Consider the following 18,165-nt stretch of genomic DNA (forward strand, 5'->3'; position numbering starts at 1 on the left):
AGTCTCTTGTGGACCTTGCGGGGAAGGTCGCCGTGGTCACCGGCGCCGGTGCCGGGCTCGGCCGTGCGGAAGCGCTGGAGCTCGCGCGCGCCGGAGCGTCGATCGTGCTCAACGACCTGCCGGGATCGGCCGACGCCGCCGCGGCCGAGATCGAGGAGCTGGGCGGCAAGTGCGTCGTGGTCGAGGGTGACGTGGGTGAGCGGGCGACCGCCGACGCCCTCGTCACCACCGCTGTGGAGCAGTTCGGCGGGCTGCACGTGCTGGTGAACAACGCGGGCGTGCTGCGCGACCGGATGCTGTTCAACATGACCGACGAGGAGTGGGACCTGGTCGTCCGGGTGCACCTGCGCGGCCACTTCCTGTTGTCGCGCAACGCCGTCGCGCTGTGGAAGCAGCAGTCGAAGTCGGCCGGCGCACCCGTGTACGGGCGGATCGTCAACACCGCGTCCGAGGCGTTCCTGCTCGGGTCGGAGGGGCAGGCCAACTACGCGGCGGCCAAGGCGGGCATCGCGGCGCTGACCGTCGCGACCGCCCGTGGCACAAGTCGTTACGGCGTGCGCGCCAACGCGATCTGCCCGCGCGCCCGCACCCAGATGACCGCGCACGTGTTCGGGGATGCTCCTGACGGCGACGACTCGCTCGACCCGTCGCACGTGGCCCGGTTCGTCGCGCACCTCGCCGGGCCGTCCGGAGACAAGATCAACGGTCAGGTCTTCGTCGTCCACGGCGGCATGGTCGCGCTGATGGCACCCCCGACCGTCGAGCAGAAGTTTGACGCGTTGGCGGATCTCGACGGCTACTTCGCCGATCGCGATCCACAAAGGACGTTCGCTTGCACGGAAACGATGGCCCTGTAGGAGGAGCTGTGTCGCTCACCGTCCAACCGCACCGCGAGACCCTGGGCCTCAAGGACGGCCGGCTCCTCATCGGAGGCGAGTTCCGCGAGGCGGACGAGACCTGGACCCACCACCACCCCGCCACCGGCGAGGAGATCGGCAGCTTCGCCGTCGCCTCCGCGCAGGACGTGGACGCGGCGGTGCTGGCGGCCCGCAAGGCGTTCGACGAGGGCACCTGGCCGCGGTCGCGCGCCTCGGAACGCATCAAGATCCTGCGCCGCTACGGCGACCTGCTCCGCGAGCACGCCGACGAGCTGCGCGGCCTGCAGGCGCTGGACAACGGCGTGCCGCTGTCGTTCGGGCAGATCTACGCCACCTCGGTCGGCATCGCGGCCGACATCTTCGACCACCACGCTGGCTGGATCGACAAGGTCGGCGGCCAGACGCTGCCGCCGTACCAGGGCGGCGACCACCTGGCGATGACGTTCCGCGAACCGGTCGGCGTCGTCGCGGCGATCCTGCCGTGGAACGCGCCGTTCGTGCTGTTCGCCCAGAAGCTCGCGCCCGCACTGGCCGCCGGCTGCACGGTCGTGGTGAAGCCGTCGGAGTACGCGTCGTTCTGCGTGATCCGCATGGTGGAGCTGCTGATCGAGGCCGGTCTGCCGGAGGGCGTGGTCAACCTCGTCACCGGCCCCGGCACGCCGACCGGCGAAGCCCTGATCACCCACCCCGGCATCGACAAGATCAGCTTCACCGGCAGCCGCGCGGTCGGCCGCCGGATCGTCGAGGCGTCCGCCGGCACGATGAAGCGGGTGTCGCTGGAGCTGGGCGGCAAGTCGCCCGCGATCGTGTTCGCCGACGCCCCGAACGTCGGGCTGGCCGCCATGACCTGCATGGGCATGGTCACGATGGGCCTGTCCGGCCAGGCGTGCGTCGCGCACACCCGCGCGTTGGTGCAGCGCGAGGCCCAGGACGAGTTCATCGCGATGGCGCAGATGCTCGCGGGCGCCGTGACGTTCGGCGACCCGTTCGACCCGGCCGTGCTCGCCAGCCCGTTGATCAACGCGCGCCAGCTCGACCGCGTCCTCGGCTACATCGCCCAGGGCCAGGAGGCGGGCGCCCGTCTCGTCACCGGCGGCGCGCGTCTCGACGGCGACTACGCCTCGGGCAACTTCGTGGCACCGACGATCTTCGCCGACGCCACCAACGACATGGCCATCGCCCGTGACGAGATCTTCGGCCCGGTGCTGACCGTCGTCCCGTTCGACACGGAAGAAGAAGCGATCCGCATCGCCAACGACACCGACTACGGCCTGGGCGCGGGCGTCTACACCAACGACGTGCGCCGCGCGTTCCGCGTCTCGAAGTCGCTGCGGGTGGGAATGGTCGGCATCAACGGCTTCCAGCTCGAACCGCACATCCCGTTCGGCGGCTACAAGCAGTCGGGCCTGGGGCGCGAGGGCGGGCAGAGCGCGTACGAGGCCTACACCGAGCTGAAGACCGTGATGATGCCGCTGACCGACGAGATGATGTAGATGCGCCTGTCCGGAAAGGTCGCCCTGATCACCGGCGCCGCCCGTGGTCAGGGAGCGGCCGCCGCCCGTCGCTTCGTGGCCGAGGGTGCGTCGGTGATGATCACCGACGTGCTCGACGACCAGGGCAAGGAGTTGGCGTCATCGCTCGGTGCGGAGTACTGCCACCTCGACGTGTCGTCGGAGTCGGAGTGGGCCTCTGCCGTCGAGTTCACCGAGTCGACGTTCGGCCACGTGTCCGTGCTCGTCAACAACGCCGGGATCCTGCACTTCTCGGCGTTGGCGGACACGACGCTGGCCGACTACCAGCGGGTGATCGGCATCAACCAGGTCGGGACGTTCCTCGGCATGCGGTCCGTGGTCGGTTCGATGAAGTCGGCCGGTGGAGGGTCGATCGTGAACGTGTCGTCGGTCGAGGGGCTCGGCGGGATGCCGTACCTGACGGCGTACACGGCGTCGAAGTTCGCGATCCGCGGCATGACCAAGGTGGCCGCGATGGAGTTGGGGCAGTTCGGGATCCGCGTCAACTCCGTGCATCCCGGCGCGATCGACACACCGATGGTGAGCGAGGCTCTTGGCCGGCCGATCGACGTGTCGCCGATCGGGAAGAAGCTGGCTCTGCGGCGGATCGGGCAGCCGGAGGACGTGGCCAACGTCGTGTTGTTCTTGGCCAGCGACGACAGTGCTTACTGCACGGGTGGGGAGTTCGTGGTGGACGGAGGGGCTACCGCGACGCATGCGCTGAGCGGGTGACAACGCGGCGAGTTCGGGGTTGGCGTTCGGTGGGTCACGTAGAACAGTCCGGTGGCTGACGGAAGCAGACTCACCTTCACGCCGACCTGGCCCACGTGTGCGGCCGACGACTGCACCGGCAGGCGGGTCGACACCTCCTCGGCGTGCCTCGAACACCTCCGTGGCAGCGAACTGGACTTGTTTCTCGATCGAGTCGTGCCCGGCGGGGATCTGGATCTGCGGGGAACCACCTTCAGCCCGAAGCTTCTCGACCGGCTTCTGCTGGCTTTGAGCAGGAATGACGGCCCTCGGATTGGCCGCGCTGACTTCTCCTACTGCACTTTCCAGCGCTATTGGGAGAAGGACGGATTCGGCTACCGCGCAGAAGGGGTCATTCCGTTCGAGCAAGCCGTCTTCGGCGGTGCCGCGAGGTTCTCGGGAGCCACGTTCGAGGGGGCCGTGTCGTTCTACGACACGAGTTTCAAGGCCTGGGCGACCTTCGAAGGAGCGGTGTTCCGCGGCCGCGTCAACTTCTACGGCGTGGAGGTCGATGACGACGCGCTGTTCGCTGAGGCGCGCTTCGAGGAGGACGCCCGCTTCGGCCTGTCGGGTGGGAAGTTGGTGGACCTGCGTGCCTCGATCTTCGTGAAGGCAGCCGTGTTCAGGGTGCGGGGGCGGGAGCTCTCGGCGTACGAGGCGCGGTTCGAGGCCGGGGTCGAGCTTCAGATCCAGGACGCTGCTGTGAGCCTGGAGCGCACGTACTTCGGCGCGCCGTCATCGGTGAGCGGGGTGGACTCGACGCCCAGGCTGTTGTCGCTGCAGGGCACCGACGTGTCCGAGTTGACGATCGCGGACGTCGACCTGAGCCGGTGCCGCTTCTCGGGCGCGCACCAGTTGGACAAGTTGCGGCTCGAAGGCTGGACGCCGTTCGCCGAGCCGCCGAAGAGCTGGCGCTGGGGGCGTCGTCAGGTGCTGGCCGAGGAGCACCCGTGGCGTCTCACTCTCAGCAAGAACGCGGGCTGGGCTGACATCGACGGGAAGAACGTCGGGGCCGAGCGGCTCGCGGTGATGTACCGGTCGTTGCGCAAAGCCCTGGAGGACGGCAAGAACGAGGCCGGGGCCGGCGACTTCTACTACGGCGAGATGGAGGCCCGGCGGCACTCACGGACCACCAAGGGTGGTGAGCGCGCGGTGCTGTGGGCGTACTGGTTGCTGTCGGGGTACGGGCAGCGGGCCAGCCGGGCGTTCGGGGCGTTGGCCGTGTTGGTGGGGTTGTTGTTCGTGCTGCTGACCGCGTACGGGCTGCCGGACGGCACGGCGTTGCAGCAGATGATCGGGACCATCCCGCCTGCTGTCGCGGGCCAACCGCAGCAGGTGACGTTGGAGGTCAAGCCGGGGCCTGCGACGTTGCCGGCGGACCGGTGGACGGCCGACCGGATGAGCAAGGCCGTGCGCATCGCGCTGGGTTCGGTGGTGTTCCGCGAGGCTGACCAGCGGCTGACGCCTGCCGGTGTGTGGACGGTGATGGCAGGGCGGGCGTTCGGGCCGTTGCTGCTGGCGCTCGCGGTGCTGGCGATCAGGGCTCGCGTCAAGCGGTGATGGGCTCCCTTGCGTGGTTCAGGGCGGCCTGGTTACGGTAAGGAAACTGAACCGGTAAGAAAAGTGAACTGGGAGGACACCGTGGCTGACGTCCGGACCGTCGCCGACCTGGCCCGTGAGGTCGCGCCCAAGACCGAGGCCGGGGGTGCTCTGGCACCGGAGCTGCTGGCGGCCATTGGGGAGTCCGGGCTGTTCAGGGCCGGTGTGCCGGCGAACCTCGGTGGGGTGGAGTTGCCGCCTGCGGAGACGTTGGCCGCTGCCATGGAGATCGCTCGTGGGGATGCGTCGGCTGGGTGGTGCGTGTCGATCGCGGCCACGTCGGGGCTGCTGGGTGCGTATCTGCCGGAGGACGGGGCGCGGGAGGTCTTCGGGGATCCGCGGTCGGTGGCGGCCGGGGTGTGGGCGCCCAAGGGGCGTGGGGTGTCGGTCGACGGGGGTGTGGTGGTGTCCGGGCAGTGGTCGTTCTGTTCGGGGATCGGGCACGCCGACTGGTTGTTCGCCGGGTTCGTGCACGAGAAGACGTTGAAGGTGGCCGCGATTCCGCGGGCCGAGCTGGAGGTGCTCGACACCTGGCACACGACCGGGTTGCGGGGGACCGGCAGTCACGACTGCGTGGCTCGGGAGGTGTTCGTGCCGCAGCGGCGGGTGCTGTCCGTTTTGGACGGTCCACTGGGTGGTGGGGCGCTGTACCGCTTTCCGGTATTCGGGTTCTTCGCGTTGTCGGTTGCGGCGGCGGCGCTCGGCAACGCGTTCGGGGCGTTGGACGACTTCGTGGGCTTGGCCGTTGAACGGAGTCCGCTCGGGTCCAGTCGCACGCTGGCCGAGCGCGGGTCCACGCAGGCCGCGGTGGCGTCGGCTACCGCGTCGGTGAAGGCGGCGAGGGCCTACTTCTTCGAGGCTATCGCGGAGGCTTGGGAGGCGGCGCAGGCCGGTGAGGTGCCGGTCGAGCTGAAGGCCGGGTTGCGGCTGGCGGCCACGCACGCGGCTCGCACGGCGCGAGTGGTTGTGTCGGAGTTGTACGATCTCGCTGGTAGTGGGGCGATCTACGACGGGGCGGCGTTGCAGCGCAGGTTCCGGGACGCGCACACGGCGTCGGCGCACTTCCAGGTCAACGCGGCCTCGTTCGAGCTGCCCGGCAAGGTGTTGCTGGGCGTCCAGGCGCAGACGGAGCAGCTGTGAGCTCGGTCGGTGTGGTGACGCCGTTCTGGCTGGACCGGCCGCCGGTCGAGGCGCTGGACATCGCCCTGGCGGCCAACGACACGGGCTTCGGCACGCTGTGGATCGGCGAGATGGCGACCTTCGACGCGTTCGCCCTGGCCACCGCGGTGGGACTGAGGACGTCCAGGATCTCGCTGAAGATCGGGCCGCTCGCCGTGGGCGTGCGCAGCCCGGTGGCGCTCGCGCTGGGACTGTCCACAGTGGTCGCCACCACGGGCAGGACGGCCAGTCTGGCGCTCGGTGCGTCGAGTCCTCGGATCGTGACGGGGTGGCACGGCCGCGAGTGGGAACCCGTGCGCCGCATGAAGGAGACGATCAGGGACACCCGCGCGCTGCTCGACGGCAACCGCGTGTCGGGGTTCCGGCTCCAGCAACCGGTGCCGGGCACGTCGATCTCGGTGGCCGCGTTCGGACCGGCGATGACGAAGGTGGCGGCGGCAGAGGGCGACGAGGTGGTGCTCAACCTGGTCAGCGCCGACCACGTGGCAGCCGTTCGAGACCGCCTGGCCGCTGCGCGGACGGCAGGTGGCGGGACGGCGGCCGCTGGTTCGTCAGCCGCCCCGCCGCCCATCGACCCGGCCACCGCCCCACCGCCCCCGCCCCTGGCCGTCTGGATTCCAGCCGCTCTCGACCCCGGCCCCACCACCCTCCGCCAGCTCCGCGCGCAGCTGGCCGTCTACCTCGCCCCACCCGGCTACGGCGAGATGTTCACCGCCCTCGGCCACGGCGACCTCGTCGACCAGGCCAGGCAGGGCAAACCCCGCGCCGAACTCGCCGCCGAAATCCCGCGTGACCTGCTCGAACAGGTCGGCGCGATCGGCTCGGCCCAGACCATCGCCGACCGCGTCGCCGCGTACCACGAGGCCGGCGCCGAGCACGTCGGACTGGTCCCGGCGACGGCGGAGGATCCGGCCGGGCGCAGACTGCTCACCACGCTCTCCCCGCTGCTCACGAAGGGACGCCGATGACCGACCCCACAGCCCTCGGCCGCCGGTTCCGCGGCGAGTCCGTCGGGCGCGCGCTCGACCTGGTGGGGGAGAAGTGGACGCTGCTGATCCTCCGCGAGGCCTTCTTCGGGGTGAAGCGGTACGGGCAGTTCGTGCGCAACCTGAGCATCCCGCGGCCCACGTTGTCGGCGCGGCTGAAGACGCTGGTCGAGGCCGGGCTGCTGGAACGGGTGCCGTACGCGGAGGACCGCGAGGAGTACCGGCTCACCCCGGCGGGGCTGGAGTTGTTCCCCGCCATCGTGATCCTCATGAAGTGGGGCGACGCGCACGTGCCCGACCCCGACGGGCCGCCGATCGTGCTGGAGCACAACGCGTGCGGCAGGACGGTGGACGCCTTCCTGGCGTGCCGGTGCTGCGGCGAGGAGATCACCGCCCACGACGTGACGGCCCGCGAGGGCTGACAGCGGGCTGCCAGCGCGCTGCCAGCGGGCAGGCGCACAGTTCTCCCCGAGGGACTCAGGGAGGAACGATGGCACTCGCGATCAGGGCTGAAGGCCTGGTCAAGCACTACGGGGAGACCAAGGCGCTGGACGGCGTCGACCTCGAGGTGCCGGAGGGGAAGGTCGTGGGCGTGCTCGGGCCGAACGGCGCGGGCAAGACCACGGCGGTGCGGGTGCTGGCGACGTTGCTGCGCCCGGACGCGGGGCACGCGACCGTGCACGGGCACGACGTCGTGAAGGACCCGAGGGCGGTCAGGTCGCTCATCGGGCTGACCGGGCAGTACGCGTCGGTGGACGAGGACCTGTCCGGCACGGAGAACCTCGTGCTGCTCGCACGGCTGCTGGACCATTCGCGCGCGGGGGCGAAGGCGAAGGCCGCGGAGCTGTTGGAGCAGTTCGAGCTCACCGATGCCGCGCACCGGGCCGCCAAGACGTACTCGGGCGGCATGCGGCGGCGGCTCGACCTCGCGGCCAGCCTGGTCGGCAACCCGTCCGTGCTGTACCTGGACGAGCCGACCACAGGCCTCGACCCGCACGCCCGCAACGAGGTGTGGGCGGTGGTGCGCAAGCTCGTCGCGAACGGCGTGACGGTCCTGCTCACCACGCAGTACCTGGAGGAGGCCGACCAGCTCGCCGACTCGATCACGGTGTTCGACCACGGCCGCGTCGTGGCCGAGGGCAGGCCGGACGAGCTGAAGCGGCGCGTCGGCGGGCAGACGTTGCAGGTGCGGCCGACGTCGATGCGCGACCTCGACGCGGTCTACCGGATCCTCGGCGACCTCACCGGGGCACGACCGACCCGCGACGACGACACGGGACTGCTGACGGCGCCGGTGAACGACCCGGTGCTGTTGTCCACTTTGGTCAGGAAGCTCGACGACGCGGGCATCACCGCCGATGAACTGGCGCTGCGACTGCCCTCGCTGGACGAGGTCTTCCTGGCGCTCACCGGCAAGCAGAACGAGGGGAGCCTGGTATGAGCACCATCGCGTTGGATCAGGGTGTGCGCCACGGCTTCTCGCTGGCCTGGCGGGGAATCCTCAAGATCCGCAAGAACCCCGAGCAGCTGATGGACGTCACGCTGGCGCCGATCATCTTCCTGGTGATGTTCACGTACCTGTTCGGCGGCGCGCTCGCCGGCAACACGGACGCGTACCTCCAGATGCTCGTGCCGGGCATCATGGTGATGAACATCCTGCAGGCCAGCATGACCGCGGGCGTGCAGATGAACACGGACGTCTCCAAGGGCGTGTTCGACAGGTTCCGCTCGATGCCGATCGCACGGTCGGCGCCGTTGGTCGGCGCGGTGCTCGCGGACATCGTGCGGTACGTCGTGTGCATCGTCGTGCTGCTGGTGGTCGCCACGGTCATGGGCTTCCGGGTCCAGACGGGACCGGCCGAGCTGCTCATCGCGGCCGGCCTGACGATCGCGTTCGGACTGTGCTTCTGCTGGGCCTCGGTGTTCGTGGGCATGCTGCTCAAGACGCCGCAGGCGGTGCAGGGCCTGATGTTCGTGCTGATCATGCCGCTCACGTTCGGCAGCAACGTCTTCGTCGGCACCTCGACGATGCCGGGCTGGCTCAAGGCGTGGGCGGACGTCAGCCCGGTCAGCCTGCTGTCGGACGCGCTGCGCGGCCTGCTGAACGGCGGCGCGATCGCCGGGCCGCTCACGGGGTCGCTGATCTGGATGGTCGGCGTGGTCGCGGTGTTCTTCCCGCTCGCGATGTGGGCGTACCGCAAGCGCGTGTGACCGGACGAAACGAGGCGGGTCTCAGCCGACGCTGAGGCCCGCCTCCGCGCGCACCTGGCGCAACGCCTCGGCCTTGGTGATCGTCAACGGCTCGGGCTCGCCCAGGTCGGCGACCATCCGCCGCACGTCCGGGTCGCCCAGGTCGAGCCGGCCGCGGATCAGCTGGGCCAGCGCGAGCAACCGCACCGCCGCGTCCGTGCGGCCCTGCGCCTGCCGGACGCGAGCCAGGAGCTCGGTCACGCCCGAGAGGTCCGGCATGTCGCCGCGGTCCGACGTGGTGCCGACCGCGACCGCCACGCACTCCGCCGCCTCGTCCGGCTTGCCCTCGGCGAGCGCGATCCGCGCGTCCAGGATCGCCGACCACTCCGTCACGAACGGGCCCAGGAACGCCGCGACCAAGGCGGCGTCCTTGAACCGCGTGCTCAGCTCACGAGCCTCCGGAATGCGGTCCGAACGCAGCATGACCTCGGCCTTCGCGTAGCCGATCATCAGGTTCAGCTGGTCGTTGCCGGCGTCGTGGACGTACTGCTCGGCCTGGGCGACCTCGCGCGCGGCCGCCTCGGTGTCACCGAACCGCGCGTACTCGACCGCGAGCCGCCACCGCTGCTGCACGGAGTCCTCGACGGACCCGAGCTCCCGCGCCACCTCGATGCCCTGCTGGTACAGGGCGATCGCCGCCAGGTTGTCGCCGGTGTGCGAGATGAACGCGGCCTTCATGCCGAGCGTCATCGCCGACCCCCACCGGTCGCCGACCGCGACGAACTGGTCGTACGCGCGGTCCCGGGCCTGTTCGGCACCGGCCAGGTCGCCGTCCTCGCTGAGGATGAAGCTCATCGCCCAGTCGGCGCCCGCCCGCGCCCACGCGTCCTCGCTCGCCGCCGCGCGGTGCACCTCCCGGCGCGCGAGCTCCTTGTTCTGGCTCAGGAAAGCCAGCATCGGCAACGCGATCGCGAGCGACGGGTACTTCTGGGTGGCACCCGTGTTCACGCAGTCCTCGATGACCTGCGAGGCCTCGATCGGCTCCGGCAGACCGGGGATCGCGGTCATGATCAGCCGCATGGCCCTGAACGTCGCGACGACGTCCGCCGGCAGGTCGTCGGCCAGCGCGAGCACCTCGCGCACCGACCGTTCCGACCGCTCGTTGTCGCCCTTGATCAGCCAGTACCAGAACACCCCGCCGAGGATGTCGGCCGCGAGACCGGACTCCCGGTCGTCGATCGCGCCGCGCAACGCGGCCACGACGTTGTCCTGCTCCGCCTGGTAGACCTTGATCGCCTCGATCTGCCGCGCGGTGCGCACGAACGGCTCCCAGCGCGCGGTCAGGTCCCGGTAGTAGCGCCGGAACCGGCCGACGAACTCGCGCTTCTCCCCGGAAGCTTCGAGCTGTTCCGCCGCGTACACCCGGATCGTCTCCAGCATCCGGTACCGCGCCTCGCCGTCCAGTTCGACGACGTCCACGATGGACTTCTCGACCAGTGACGTCAGCACGTACAGCGCGTCCTCGCCGCAGACCGCCTCGATCGCCGCGAGGTCCGCGCCCGCCGGGAACACCGCGAGCCGGCGGGCGAGCACCAGCTCGTCGGAGGTCAGCAGGTCCCAGCTCCACTCCACGACCGCGCGCAACGTCCGCTGCCGCGGCAACGCCGTCCGGCTGCCCGAGGTGAGCAGCCGGAACCTGTCGTCCAGCCGTTGCGTGATCTGGCGGATCGTCATGGACCGCAACCGTGCAGCCGCGAGCTCCAGCGCGAGCGGCATGCCGTCGAGCCTGCGGCACACCAGTTTCACGTCCTCCACAGTGGACTCGTCCAGCCGGAACCCCGGCTTGACCGCGTTCGCCCGGTCCACGAACAGCCGTACCGCGCCGAAGTCCGCCACGTCCGCCTGGCCGTTCGGCACGGCCAGCGGCCCGATCGGGCACAACGACTCGCCGTCGATCGCGAGCGGTTCCCGGCTGGTCGCGATGATCTTGAGGTTCGGCACCCGGCGCAGCAGCCGGCTCGTGAACTCCGCGGCCGCCGCGATCAGGTGCTCGCAGTTGTCCAGCACCAGCACCGACTCGCCCGCGCCGAGCACCTCGGCGATGCGGTCCATGCCCTCGTTGGGCCGCCGCATCGGGTCGGTCGTGGTCATCCGCAGCTCGAACGCCTTGAGCACCACGCCGGGCAGGTCCTCGGCGGCGTGGATGCCGGCGAGCGCCGCGAACCACACGCGTCCCTTGCCGTGCAACGGATGCCGCGCCGCGACCTCGGTGGCGAGCCGCGTCTTCCCGGCACCGCCGGGCCCGACCAGCGTCACCAGCCGGGCCTGCCCGAGCAACGCCGAGATCTCCCGCAGCTCCTCGTCCCGCCCGACGAAGCTGGTGAGCCGCACCGGCAGCCGGTCGACCACCGGCCGCGGCCCGAGCTCCCCGCGCAACGCCGCGAGGTGCACGTCCTGCAGCTCCTGCGACGGATCGACGCCCAGCTCGTCGGCCAGCCGATCGCGCACCTCCGCGTACACGTGCAGCGCGTCGGACTGCCTGCCCTGCGCGCACAACGCCCGCATCAGCAACCCGGCCAGCCGTTCGCGCAACGGGTGCTTCTCGTGCAACGCCGTCAGCGCCGCCACGTCCAGCTCGCCGCGATCTTCCTCGGCCGCGAGCCGCGCCTCGTCCAGCCGTGCGGCGACAGGCCCGGCGAACGGCGCCTCCCGCACGTCCGCGAGCGCCTCGCCGCGCCACAACGCCAGCGCCTCGTCCACCTGCCCGGCCGCGCGCAACCGGTCGAACCGGAACACGTCGACGTCCTCGGCGGCCACGCCCAGCCGGTACCCGCCAGGTTCCAGCGCCACCGGGCAGACCTTGCGCAGCCGCGACACGAGCGACTGCAGGGCGTTCGCGCCGTCGGCGGGCGGCTGCTCGCCCCACAGGTCGTCGATCAGCGTCGTCGCCGGGACCGGGCGGCCGGGGTCGAGCGCGAGGCGTGCCACCAGCATGCGGACGCGGGCACCACCGATGTCGACCGGTGTGCCGTCCTCCGCCTCGACCACCGTCGGGCCCAGCAATGCCACGCGCACGGCTCCAGTTTCCCAGATCACCCGCGGCGATCAGGCGAGAACGCCCAGTGCGCGCGTCAACGCGTCCATGATCACCCGCTCGAACGCCTCGTCCGAGCTGCCGCGCGGGACCCGTTCGGTCAGCATGATCGAGTAGAGGTACGCCTGGTAGGCGGCCAGTCTGACGCGCGCGGAGTCGGTGAACTCGAAGCCGTAGGCCGCCAGGAGGTCGCGGTCGTCCTCGATGGTGCCGAACAGGGCGAGCGACACGAACTCCGCGACCGGATCGCCCCAGAACGCCCGTTCGCCGTCGACCAGTCCGGAAAGTCCGGTGTCGGCGAGGACGTTGCCGTCCCACAGGTCGAAGTGCACGAGGGCGGGGCGCCGCACCTCGTCGAACGCCTTCGCGTGGCGGCTCAGGTCGGTCGTCGGCAGCCGCACGCCGAATCGTTCGGCGTCGGCGAGCACGGCGGCGTACATGTGCTGGAACGCTTCTGTCCACGTGCCGTGCAGGCCCAGCTGCGGGTAGCCGTAGCCGGGGCCGGTGATCTCGTGCACCGCCCGGACCGCCTCGCCGAGCTGGCGGCGGATCAGCGGGCGGTCGACGTCCCGGCCGAACACGGGTTCGCCGGGCAGGAACGTGGCCAGGAGTGCGGTGGCGTCGTCGGTGTGGACGATCTCGGGGACGGGCGCGACCTTCGACGCCAGCCGGCAGAACATCGCCTCGGTGCTGATCAGCTGCCGTTCGTAGGTGAGGCCGGGCGGGCCTTCCGGCGCGATCTTCAGCACGAACTCGCCTTCGCGGGACGAGACCCGGAACACGGAGTTGTAGGTGCCGCCGCCCAGCGGGGTCGTGGTCGCGCCGGAAAGTCCTGCGGTTTCGAGGATGCGTTCCAAGGTCACCTCCGCCAATGTAGTGAGCATGGGGACGTTCCGGGGGACCGCCGAACTCGCGTGGCGATGGGTGTTGGACCAGGTCCAGGAGGACGACGACGGGGTGTGGATCCCGGAGTTCCCCGGCGGCGACCTGTTGCCGGAGTGGCGGGCGGGGATGTACGCCGGGGTCGGCGGGCTCGCGCACGTGCTGGCGGAGATCCGGCTCGTCCGGGCGTGGACGGCGCAGGAGGAGGAACTGGCGGAGGCCATCGCGGCTCGGGTGCGTGCCGATCGGTCCGGCCAACCCAGCTTCTTCAACGGGCTGGTCAGCTCGATCAGCGTGCTCACGGCGCTGGGCGCCGCCGGTGCCGACGAGGCCGTCGCCCGGATGCTCGACCTGGCCACACCGGACGGCTGGGCGCACGAGAGGTTCGGTCCGCCGCAGTACCACGAGGGTGCGCGCGTGCACGACCTGACGGTGGGCACGGCCGGGGTGTTGCTGGGCGCGGTGTGGGCCCATCGGCACGGGGTGGCGGGTGCTCGGGACCTCGCGGGCGTGGCGGCCGACGTGCTGCTCGCGGAACGGGAGGAGGTGCCGGGCGGGCTGAACTGGCGGATGGTGCCGGTCCGGTTCTGTCTGGAGCAACGGGAGTTCCCGAACTTCTCGCACGGGCTCGCGGGCGTCGCGACGGCGCTCGCGCTGGGCGGAGCGGAGTTCGGGCGTCCGGATCTCGTCGCTGCCGCGGCTGCGGGCGCCGAGCACCTGGTGACGCTGGGCGACACTTCCGATGGCGGTTTCCGCGTGCCGGTGCGCGTACCCCTGCTGGAGGAGTTCGACGAGTTCTTCTACGGCTGGTGCCACGGACCGACCGGAACCTCCTTGCTGTGGCCCGCTCTGCGGCACGCCGGAGTGTCCGAAGTGGCCGGTGTGGACGTGGGGGAGTGGCGTCGCCGCGGGCTGCACAGCATCGTCGTGTCCGGCCTGCCCGAACGGAGGTACCCGGGGTTCTGGGACAACGACGGCCGGTGCTGCGGCACGGCGGGCGTCGGCGACGGGCTGCTCGATTCCGGGCAGCACACGGACTTCGCGCTGCGCCTGGCCGACGTCGTGGTGGACCACGCCGTGCGCGACGGGGCGGGCGTGTGCTGGCGGTTCCTGGAGCACCGCAACGACGACCCGGTGCTACCACCTGGAATCGGCTGGATGCAGGGAGCGGCGGGCATCGCCGGGTTCCTGTTCCACGCCGACCGGGTGGCCGACGGCGATGCGCGGTCCGTGCCGCGCATCGACACCTGGTGGGCGCTTTAGGCCGGCTGCCAGCCCAGTTCCGGGCCGAGCTTCGTCGCGATGTCGGTGAGGATCTGCACGTAGTCCTCGTGCTCGAAGCTGAACGGCAGCGCGAACGCCACCTCGTCGACCTCCTGGAAGCCGGCGTGCGCGTACAGCCGTTCGGCGATCTCCGCGGACGTGCCGACGATGTCGCCCTCGAACATGAAGTCGCGCGGCCCGAACGTCTTGCCCACCCGGTCCGCGCGGCCGGCGACGTACGCCTCGTACTTCGCGCGCTGCTCCGGGGTGGCCGAATCCGTCGGGATCACGACCAGGCCCTGGGAGACGCGGCCGCCGCCGTGCTCGCGGAACGTCTTGATCAGCGTGCGCTGGGTCTCCGCGAAGTCCAGCGAGCCCTCGGACTGGATCACGTTGCTGGCCAGCAGGTTCAGCCCGTTCTCCCCGGCCCAGCGCGCCGACCGCAGGCTGCCGCCGCCGTACCAGATCCGGTCGCGCAGCCCGGCGGCGTGCGGCTGGACGCGGTCGGACCACACCTCGATGCCCTCGACGCCGCTGAACGACGCGACCTTCTCGCCGCCGACGAAGTCCAGCAGCCGCTTCACCCTGTCGTAGCTGAAGTTCTCGACGTCCGCGGTCTCCGGGTAGAGCGCGCCCTTGACGTCGTCCCAGTGCATCGGCGGCCCGACGCTCACGCCGGGGTTGAGCCTGCCGCCGGACAGCACGTCGACCGTCGCGAGGTCCTCGGCCAGGCGCAGCGGGTTCTCCCAGCCGAGCGGGATCACCGCGGTGCCGAGCTGGATGCGGCTGGTCCGCTGCGAGGCGGCGGCGAGCACCGCCACCGGCGACGAGATGCCGAACTGCAGGTGCCGGTGCCGCACCCACGCGCTGTCGAACCCGAGCTCCTCGCCGAGCACGATCACGTCGAGCGTGGACCGGTGACCCGCGCCCGGATCCTGCTCGTCGAACAGCCCGATGGTGAGAAAACCGAGCTTTCGCAACGGCTCTGACTTCCGCGGCACGGAACCCTCCTTCAGCGTCTCCCTCCGAGTTTAGGTGACGTCTCAACTAAGTCCGGATGCTGAGACGAAGGTGACGGCGAAGCTGCACTTTTGCGCGTTCAGCCGGTACTGCGGCAGCACGCCCGGTCCGCACGACGCCGTGCCGAGGCCGTGCTGGGCCAGGTCGAGGTTGAGAAACACCTGGTCACGGGGCTGGAGCTCGTCGGTGTGGGTGGCGCGGTCGAGGTCCTCGCTGGTCCAGCGGCGGGCGGTGAAGTCGAACGTCGGCTCGCCCTCGATCCGCAGCCCGCCGATGGTGAGCCACCGGGCGTCGGCGCGGTTGCCGTTCTCCTGCGGGAACACGTACGGCGTCTGCAACGCGTCCACGGTCGTCGTGAACCGGCCGATCCGCGCGGCCTGGCGGCTGTCCGCGTACGCCTCACCTGGGCCTTTGCCGAACCACTCGACGGCGTCGGCCGCCGGGAGCGCCATCCGCAGGCCGAGGCGGGGGAGCGTGCACGGCCACTCGCCGTCGGGCGTGACGTCGACCTGGAGACGCAGCCGGTCGGCCGAGGCGGTCCAGTGGTAGTCGGCGAACAGGCCGAAGCCCCAGGCCGGTGGTGCCACACGGGTGCGGACGACCAGCCCGGACTCGTGGGTGTCGACGTCGATCACGCGGTGCTGGAGGCGGTGCAGGCCCGCGTTGCGCCAGGCCTTCTCGTCGGGGTGGTCGCCGCCTCGGTCGTTGTCGGTGGGGGCGCGCCAGAGGTCGAGGCGAGGGCCGGTCAGGGCGAGGTCGCCGAGCCGGGTCAGCAGGCCGGTGACCTCGTCGAACTCGGCCAGGCCGGACAGGGACGCCGAGCCCGCGAACGGAGTGGGCGTGGCCTCGGAGATCGGGAGCTGGCCCCAGGCGACGAGGTGCCCCGCCTCGGCCCACGCGGTGGGGGAGACGAGCGAGGCGCGGATGGTGAGCCACGCTTCGCCGGTGGTGGGAGGCAGGGCGGGGAGGGGGAGATCGGCGTGATCGCCTGCCACCGGCCACTGACCTTCGCCCGTGGCGGCCTCGCCATCGCCGAGCGTGCCCGAGGCGACCTCCACCCCTTCTTCCTCCAGCACCCAGTCGAACCTCAGGTGCTCCAGCCCCACGTGGTCGTAGAGGTTCGTCACCCGGATACCGCCGTCGACCCCGCTGATCCGCACCGGTTCGAAGACCTTGGCGAACTCCAGCAGCCCCGGCGACGGCGTCCGGTCGGGGAACACCAGCCCGTCGATCACGAAGTTGCCGTCGTGCAACGGCTCCCCGAAGTCGCCGCCGTACGCGAAGTGGCCGTCCCGCGCGATTCCGTGGTCGATCCACTCCCAGATGAACCCGCCCTGCACCGTCGGATACCGCTCGAACAGCTCGCGGTACTCGAGCATGCCGCCCGGCCCGTTGCCCATGGCGTGCGCGAACTCGCACAGCACGAACGGCAGGCCGTGCGCCTCGGTGCGGCCGATCTCGTCGACCTCCTCGTGCGAGGCGTACATGCGGCTGTAGACGTCGACGTACGCGCAGTCGTGGTCGCCCTCGTAGTGGATCGGGCGGGACGGGTCGCGGTCGCGGGCCCACTCGGCCATCGCCGCGAGGTTCGCGCCGGTGTGCGACTCGTTGCCCAACGACCACAGGACGATCGACGGGTGGTTCTTGTCGCGTTCGACCATCCGGCGCATCCGGTCCACATAGGACTCGGTCCAGCGCGGGTCGGAGCTGGGGTTGCCGGACCAGCCGAGCTCGCCGAAGCCGTGCGTCTCCAGATCGCACTCGTCGATCACCCACAGGCCGTACTCGTCGCACAACGACAGGAAGTACGGGTCCGGCGGGTAGTGGCTGGTGCGCACGGCGTTCACGTTGTGCCGCTTCATCATCAGCACGTCGGCCAGGGCCACCTCGCGCGGCACCGCGCGGCCGTGGTCGGGGTGGTGCTCGTGCCGGTTCACGCCGCGGAACACGACACGAGCACCGTTCACCGTGAGCACGCCGTCGGTGATCGCGACCGTGCGGAAACCGATCCGCACCGGCACGCGCTCCACGTCGGTGTGCACGATGCCGTGGTAGAGCCGAGGGCGCTCGGCACTCCACGGTTCGACGGGCAGCGAAAGTGACTGCCCTGGAAGGAGGTCGCGCACGTCGAGCTCGGGCACGGACAGCAGGCCGCCCTCGACGGACAAGGTGCCGGAGCCGGAGACGTGGTCGTAGGAGGCGTGGATCTCGTAGTCCGCGACCCCGCCGCGCGGCCGGGACAGCAGCGTCACCGAGCGGAAGATCCCGGACATCCACCACATGTCCTGGTCTTCGAGGTAGCTGCTGGCCGACCACTGGTGCACCCGCACCACCAGCACGTTTCCGGTGGCGCGCAGCAGGTGCCCGATCTCGAACTCGGTCGGCAGCCTGCTGCCGCGCGTCACGCCCAGCTCGACGCCGTTGAGCCACACCAGGCCGCACGAGTCGACGCCGTCGAACCGCAGCACAGCGGGTTCGGCAGGCCAGCCGGAAGGCAGGTCGAAGGTCAGCCGGTGATCACCGGTGGGGTTCTCCGTTGGTACGAAAGGCGGTTCGACCGGGAACGGGTAGCGCACGTTGGTGTACGCGGGCGACCCGTGCCCCTGCAGCTGCCAGTGGCCGGGGACGGTGATCGTGTCCCAGCCGCTGTCGTCGAAGTCGTCGGCCTCGGCGCCCAGCGGCACGGAAGCGTGAGGTGACAGCCGGAAGCACCACTCCCCGTCCAGCGACAGCGAGGCCGCGTCGGACGTGAAGAAGGAGCGAGGCGCCACCGAACCGGTGCCGGGACCCATGTCTTCGAGGTAGGTCAAGGT

The 18,165-nt window shown here is 70.7% G+C and carries 14 protein-coding genes; 10 read left to right on the forward strand and 4 right to left on the reverse strand.

Annotated elements, in window-relative coordinates; translation table 11 throughout:
- Positions 1-8: 8 nt before the first annotated feature.
- The 9 genes from ACFWNN_RS08245 (at position 9) to ACFWNN_RS08285 (ending at position 9,114) form a co-directional block, all read left to right on the forward strand.
- Positions 9-857 (forward strand): 3-oxoacyl-ACP reductase, encoded by an 849-nt coding sequence (locus ACFWNN_RS08245; RefSeq protein WP_382439189.1) that lies wholly within the window; start codon positions 9-11, stop codon positions 855-857.
- A gap of 8 nt (positions 858-865) precedes the next feature.
- Complete coding sequence (locus tag ACFWNN_RS08250) at positions 866-2,371, forward strand: aldehyde dehydrogenase family protein (RefSeq protein ID WP_382439190.1); 1,506 nt, start codon at positions 866-868, stop codon at positions 2,369-2,371.
- On the forward strand, positions 2,372-3,121 hold the full coding sequence (locus ACFWNN_RS08255) for a glucose 1-dehydrogenase (RefSeq protein WP_382439191.1): 750 nt from the start codon (positions 2,372-2,374) through the stop codon (positions 3,119-3,121).
- Positions 3,122-3,172: 51 nt separating this feature from the next.
- Positions 3,173-4,699 (forward strand): pentapeptide repeat-containing protein, encoded by a 1,527-nt coding sequence (locus ACFWNN_RS08260; RefSeq protein WP_382439192.1) that lies wholly within the window; start codon positions 3,173-3,175, stop codon positions 4,697-4,699.
- Positions 4,700-4,780: 81 nt separating this feature from the next.
- Positions 4,781-5,878, forward strand: a complete 1,098-nt coding sequence (locus ACFWNN_RS08265; protein ID WP_382439193.1) for an acyl-CoA dehydrogenase family protein — start codon at positions 4,781-4,783, stop codon at positions 5,876-5,878.
- Positions 5,875-6,885, forward strand: a complete 1,011-nt coding sequence (locus ACFWNN_RS08270) for an LLM class F420-dependent oxidoreductase (RefSeq protein ID WP_382439194.1) — start codon at positions 5,875-5,877, stop codon at positions 6,883-6,885. Before ACFWNN_RS08265 ends, ACFWNN_RS08270 begins: the two co-directional genes overlap by 4 nt.
- A complete protein-coding gene (locus ACFWNN_RS08275; protein ID WP_382439195.1) occupies positions 6,882-7,325 on the forward strand; it encodes a winged helix-turn-helix transcriptional regulator in 444 nt (147 codons plus the stop codon). The genes ACFWNN_RS08270 and ACFWNN_RS08275 overlap by 4 nt, the downstream gene beginning before the upstream one ends.
- Positions 7,326-7,393: 68 nt before the next feature.
- A complete protein-coding gene (locus ACFWNN_RS08280; protein WP_382439196.1) occupies positions 7,394-8,344 on the forward strand; it encodes an ATP-binding cassette domain-containing protein in 951 nt (316 codons plus the stop codon).
- Positions 8,341-9,114, forward strand: coding sequence for an ABC transporter permease (locus ACFWNN_RS08285; protein WP_382439197.1), 774 nt, complete (start codon positions 8,341-8,343; stop codon positions 9,112-9,114). The genes ACFWNN_RS08280 and ACFWNN_RS08285 overlap by 4 nt, the downstream gene beginning before the upstream one ends.
- A 21-nt stretch (positions 9,115-9,135) precedes the next feature.
- On the opposite strand, the gene ACFWNN_RS08290 is transcribed toward ACFWNN_RS08285, so the two are convergent.
- Complete coding sequence (locus tag ACFWNN_RS08290) at positions 9,136-12,168, reverse strand: BTAD domain-containing putative transcriptional regulator (protein ID WP_382439198.1); 3,033 nt, start codon at positions 12,166-12,168, stop codon at positions 9,136-9,138.
- Between the two features lie 30 nt (positions 12,169-12,198).
- Positions 12,199-13,050, reverse strand: coding sequence for an aminoglycoside phosphotransferase family protein (locus tag ACFWNN_RS08295; RefSeq protein WP_382439199.1), 852 nt, complete (start codon positions 13,048-13,050; stop codon positions 12,199-12,201).
- A gap of 19 nt (positions 13,051-13,069) precedes the next feature.
- Between ACFWNN_RS08295 and ACFWNN_RS08300 the strand changes: the two genes are divergently transcribed.
- On the forward strand, positions 13,070-14,332 hold the full coding sequence (locus ACFWNN_RS08300; protein ID WP_382439200.1) for a lanthionine synthetase LanC family protein: 1,263 nt from the start codon (positions 13,070-13,072) through the stop codon (positions 14,330-14,332).
- Here ACFWNN_RS08300 and ACFWNN_RS08305 read toward each other — a convergent pair.
- Entirely contained in the window at positions 14,329-15,333 is a 1,005-nt protein-coding gene (locus ACFWNN_RS08305; protein ID WP_382439201.1) for an LLM class flavin-dependent oxidoreductase, read from the reverse strand. The two genes, ACFWNN_RS08300 and ACFWNN_RS08305, sit on opposite strands and share 4 nt — an antisense overlap.
- Positions 15,334-15,375: 42 nt before the next feature.
- Complete coding sequence (locus tag ACFWNN_RS08310) at positions 15,376-18,162, reverse strand: glycoside hydrolase family 2 TIM barrel-domain containing protein (protein WP_382439202.1); 2,787 nt, start codon at positions 18,160-18,162, stop codon at positions 15,376-15,378.
- Positions 18,163-18,165 lie beyond the last annotated feature (3 nt).

It is taken from the genome of Lentzea sp. NPDC058450, assembly GCF_042721395.1.
In the GTDB taxonomy this organism is placed as follows: Bacteria; Actinomycetota; Actinomycetes; order Mycobacteriales; family Pseudonocardiaceae; genus Lentzea.

Excerpts from the sequence above, each read along its gene's own strand:
- ACFWNN_RS08255 (WP_382439191.1), top strand. The coding sequence starts at position 2,372 with ATGCGCCTGTCCGGAAAGGTCGCCCTGATCACCGGCGCCGCCCGTGGT.
- ACFWNN_RS08275 (WP_382439195.1), top strand. The coding sequence starts at position 6,882 with ATGACCGACCCCACAGCCCTCGGCCGCCGGTTCCGCGGCGAGTCCGTC.
- ACFWNN_RS08280 (WP_382439196.1), top strand. The coding sequence starts at position 7,394 with ATGGCACTCGCGATCAGGGCTGAAGGCCTGGTCAAGCACTACGGGGAG.
- ACFWNN_RS08285 (WP_382439197.1), top strand. The coding sequence starts at position 8,341 with ATGAGCACCATCGCGTTGGATCAGGGTGTGCGCCACGGCTTCTCGCTG.
- ACFWNN_RS08300 (WP_382439200.1), top strand. The coding sequence starts at position 13,070 with ATGGGGACGTTCCGGGGGACCGCCGAACTCGCGTGGCGATGGGTGTTG.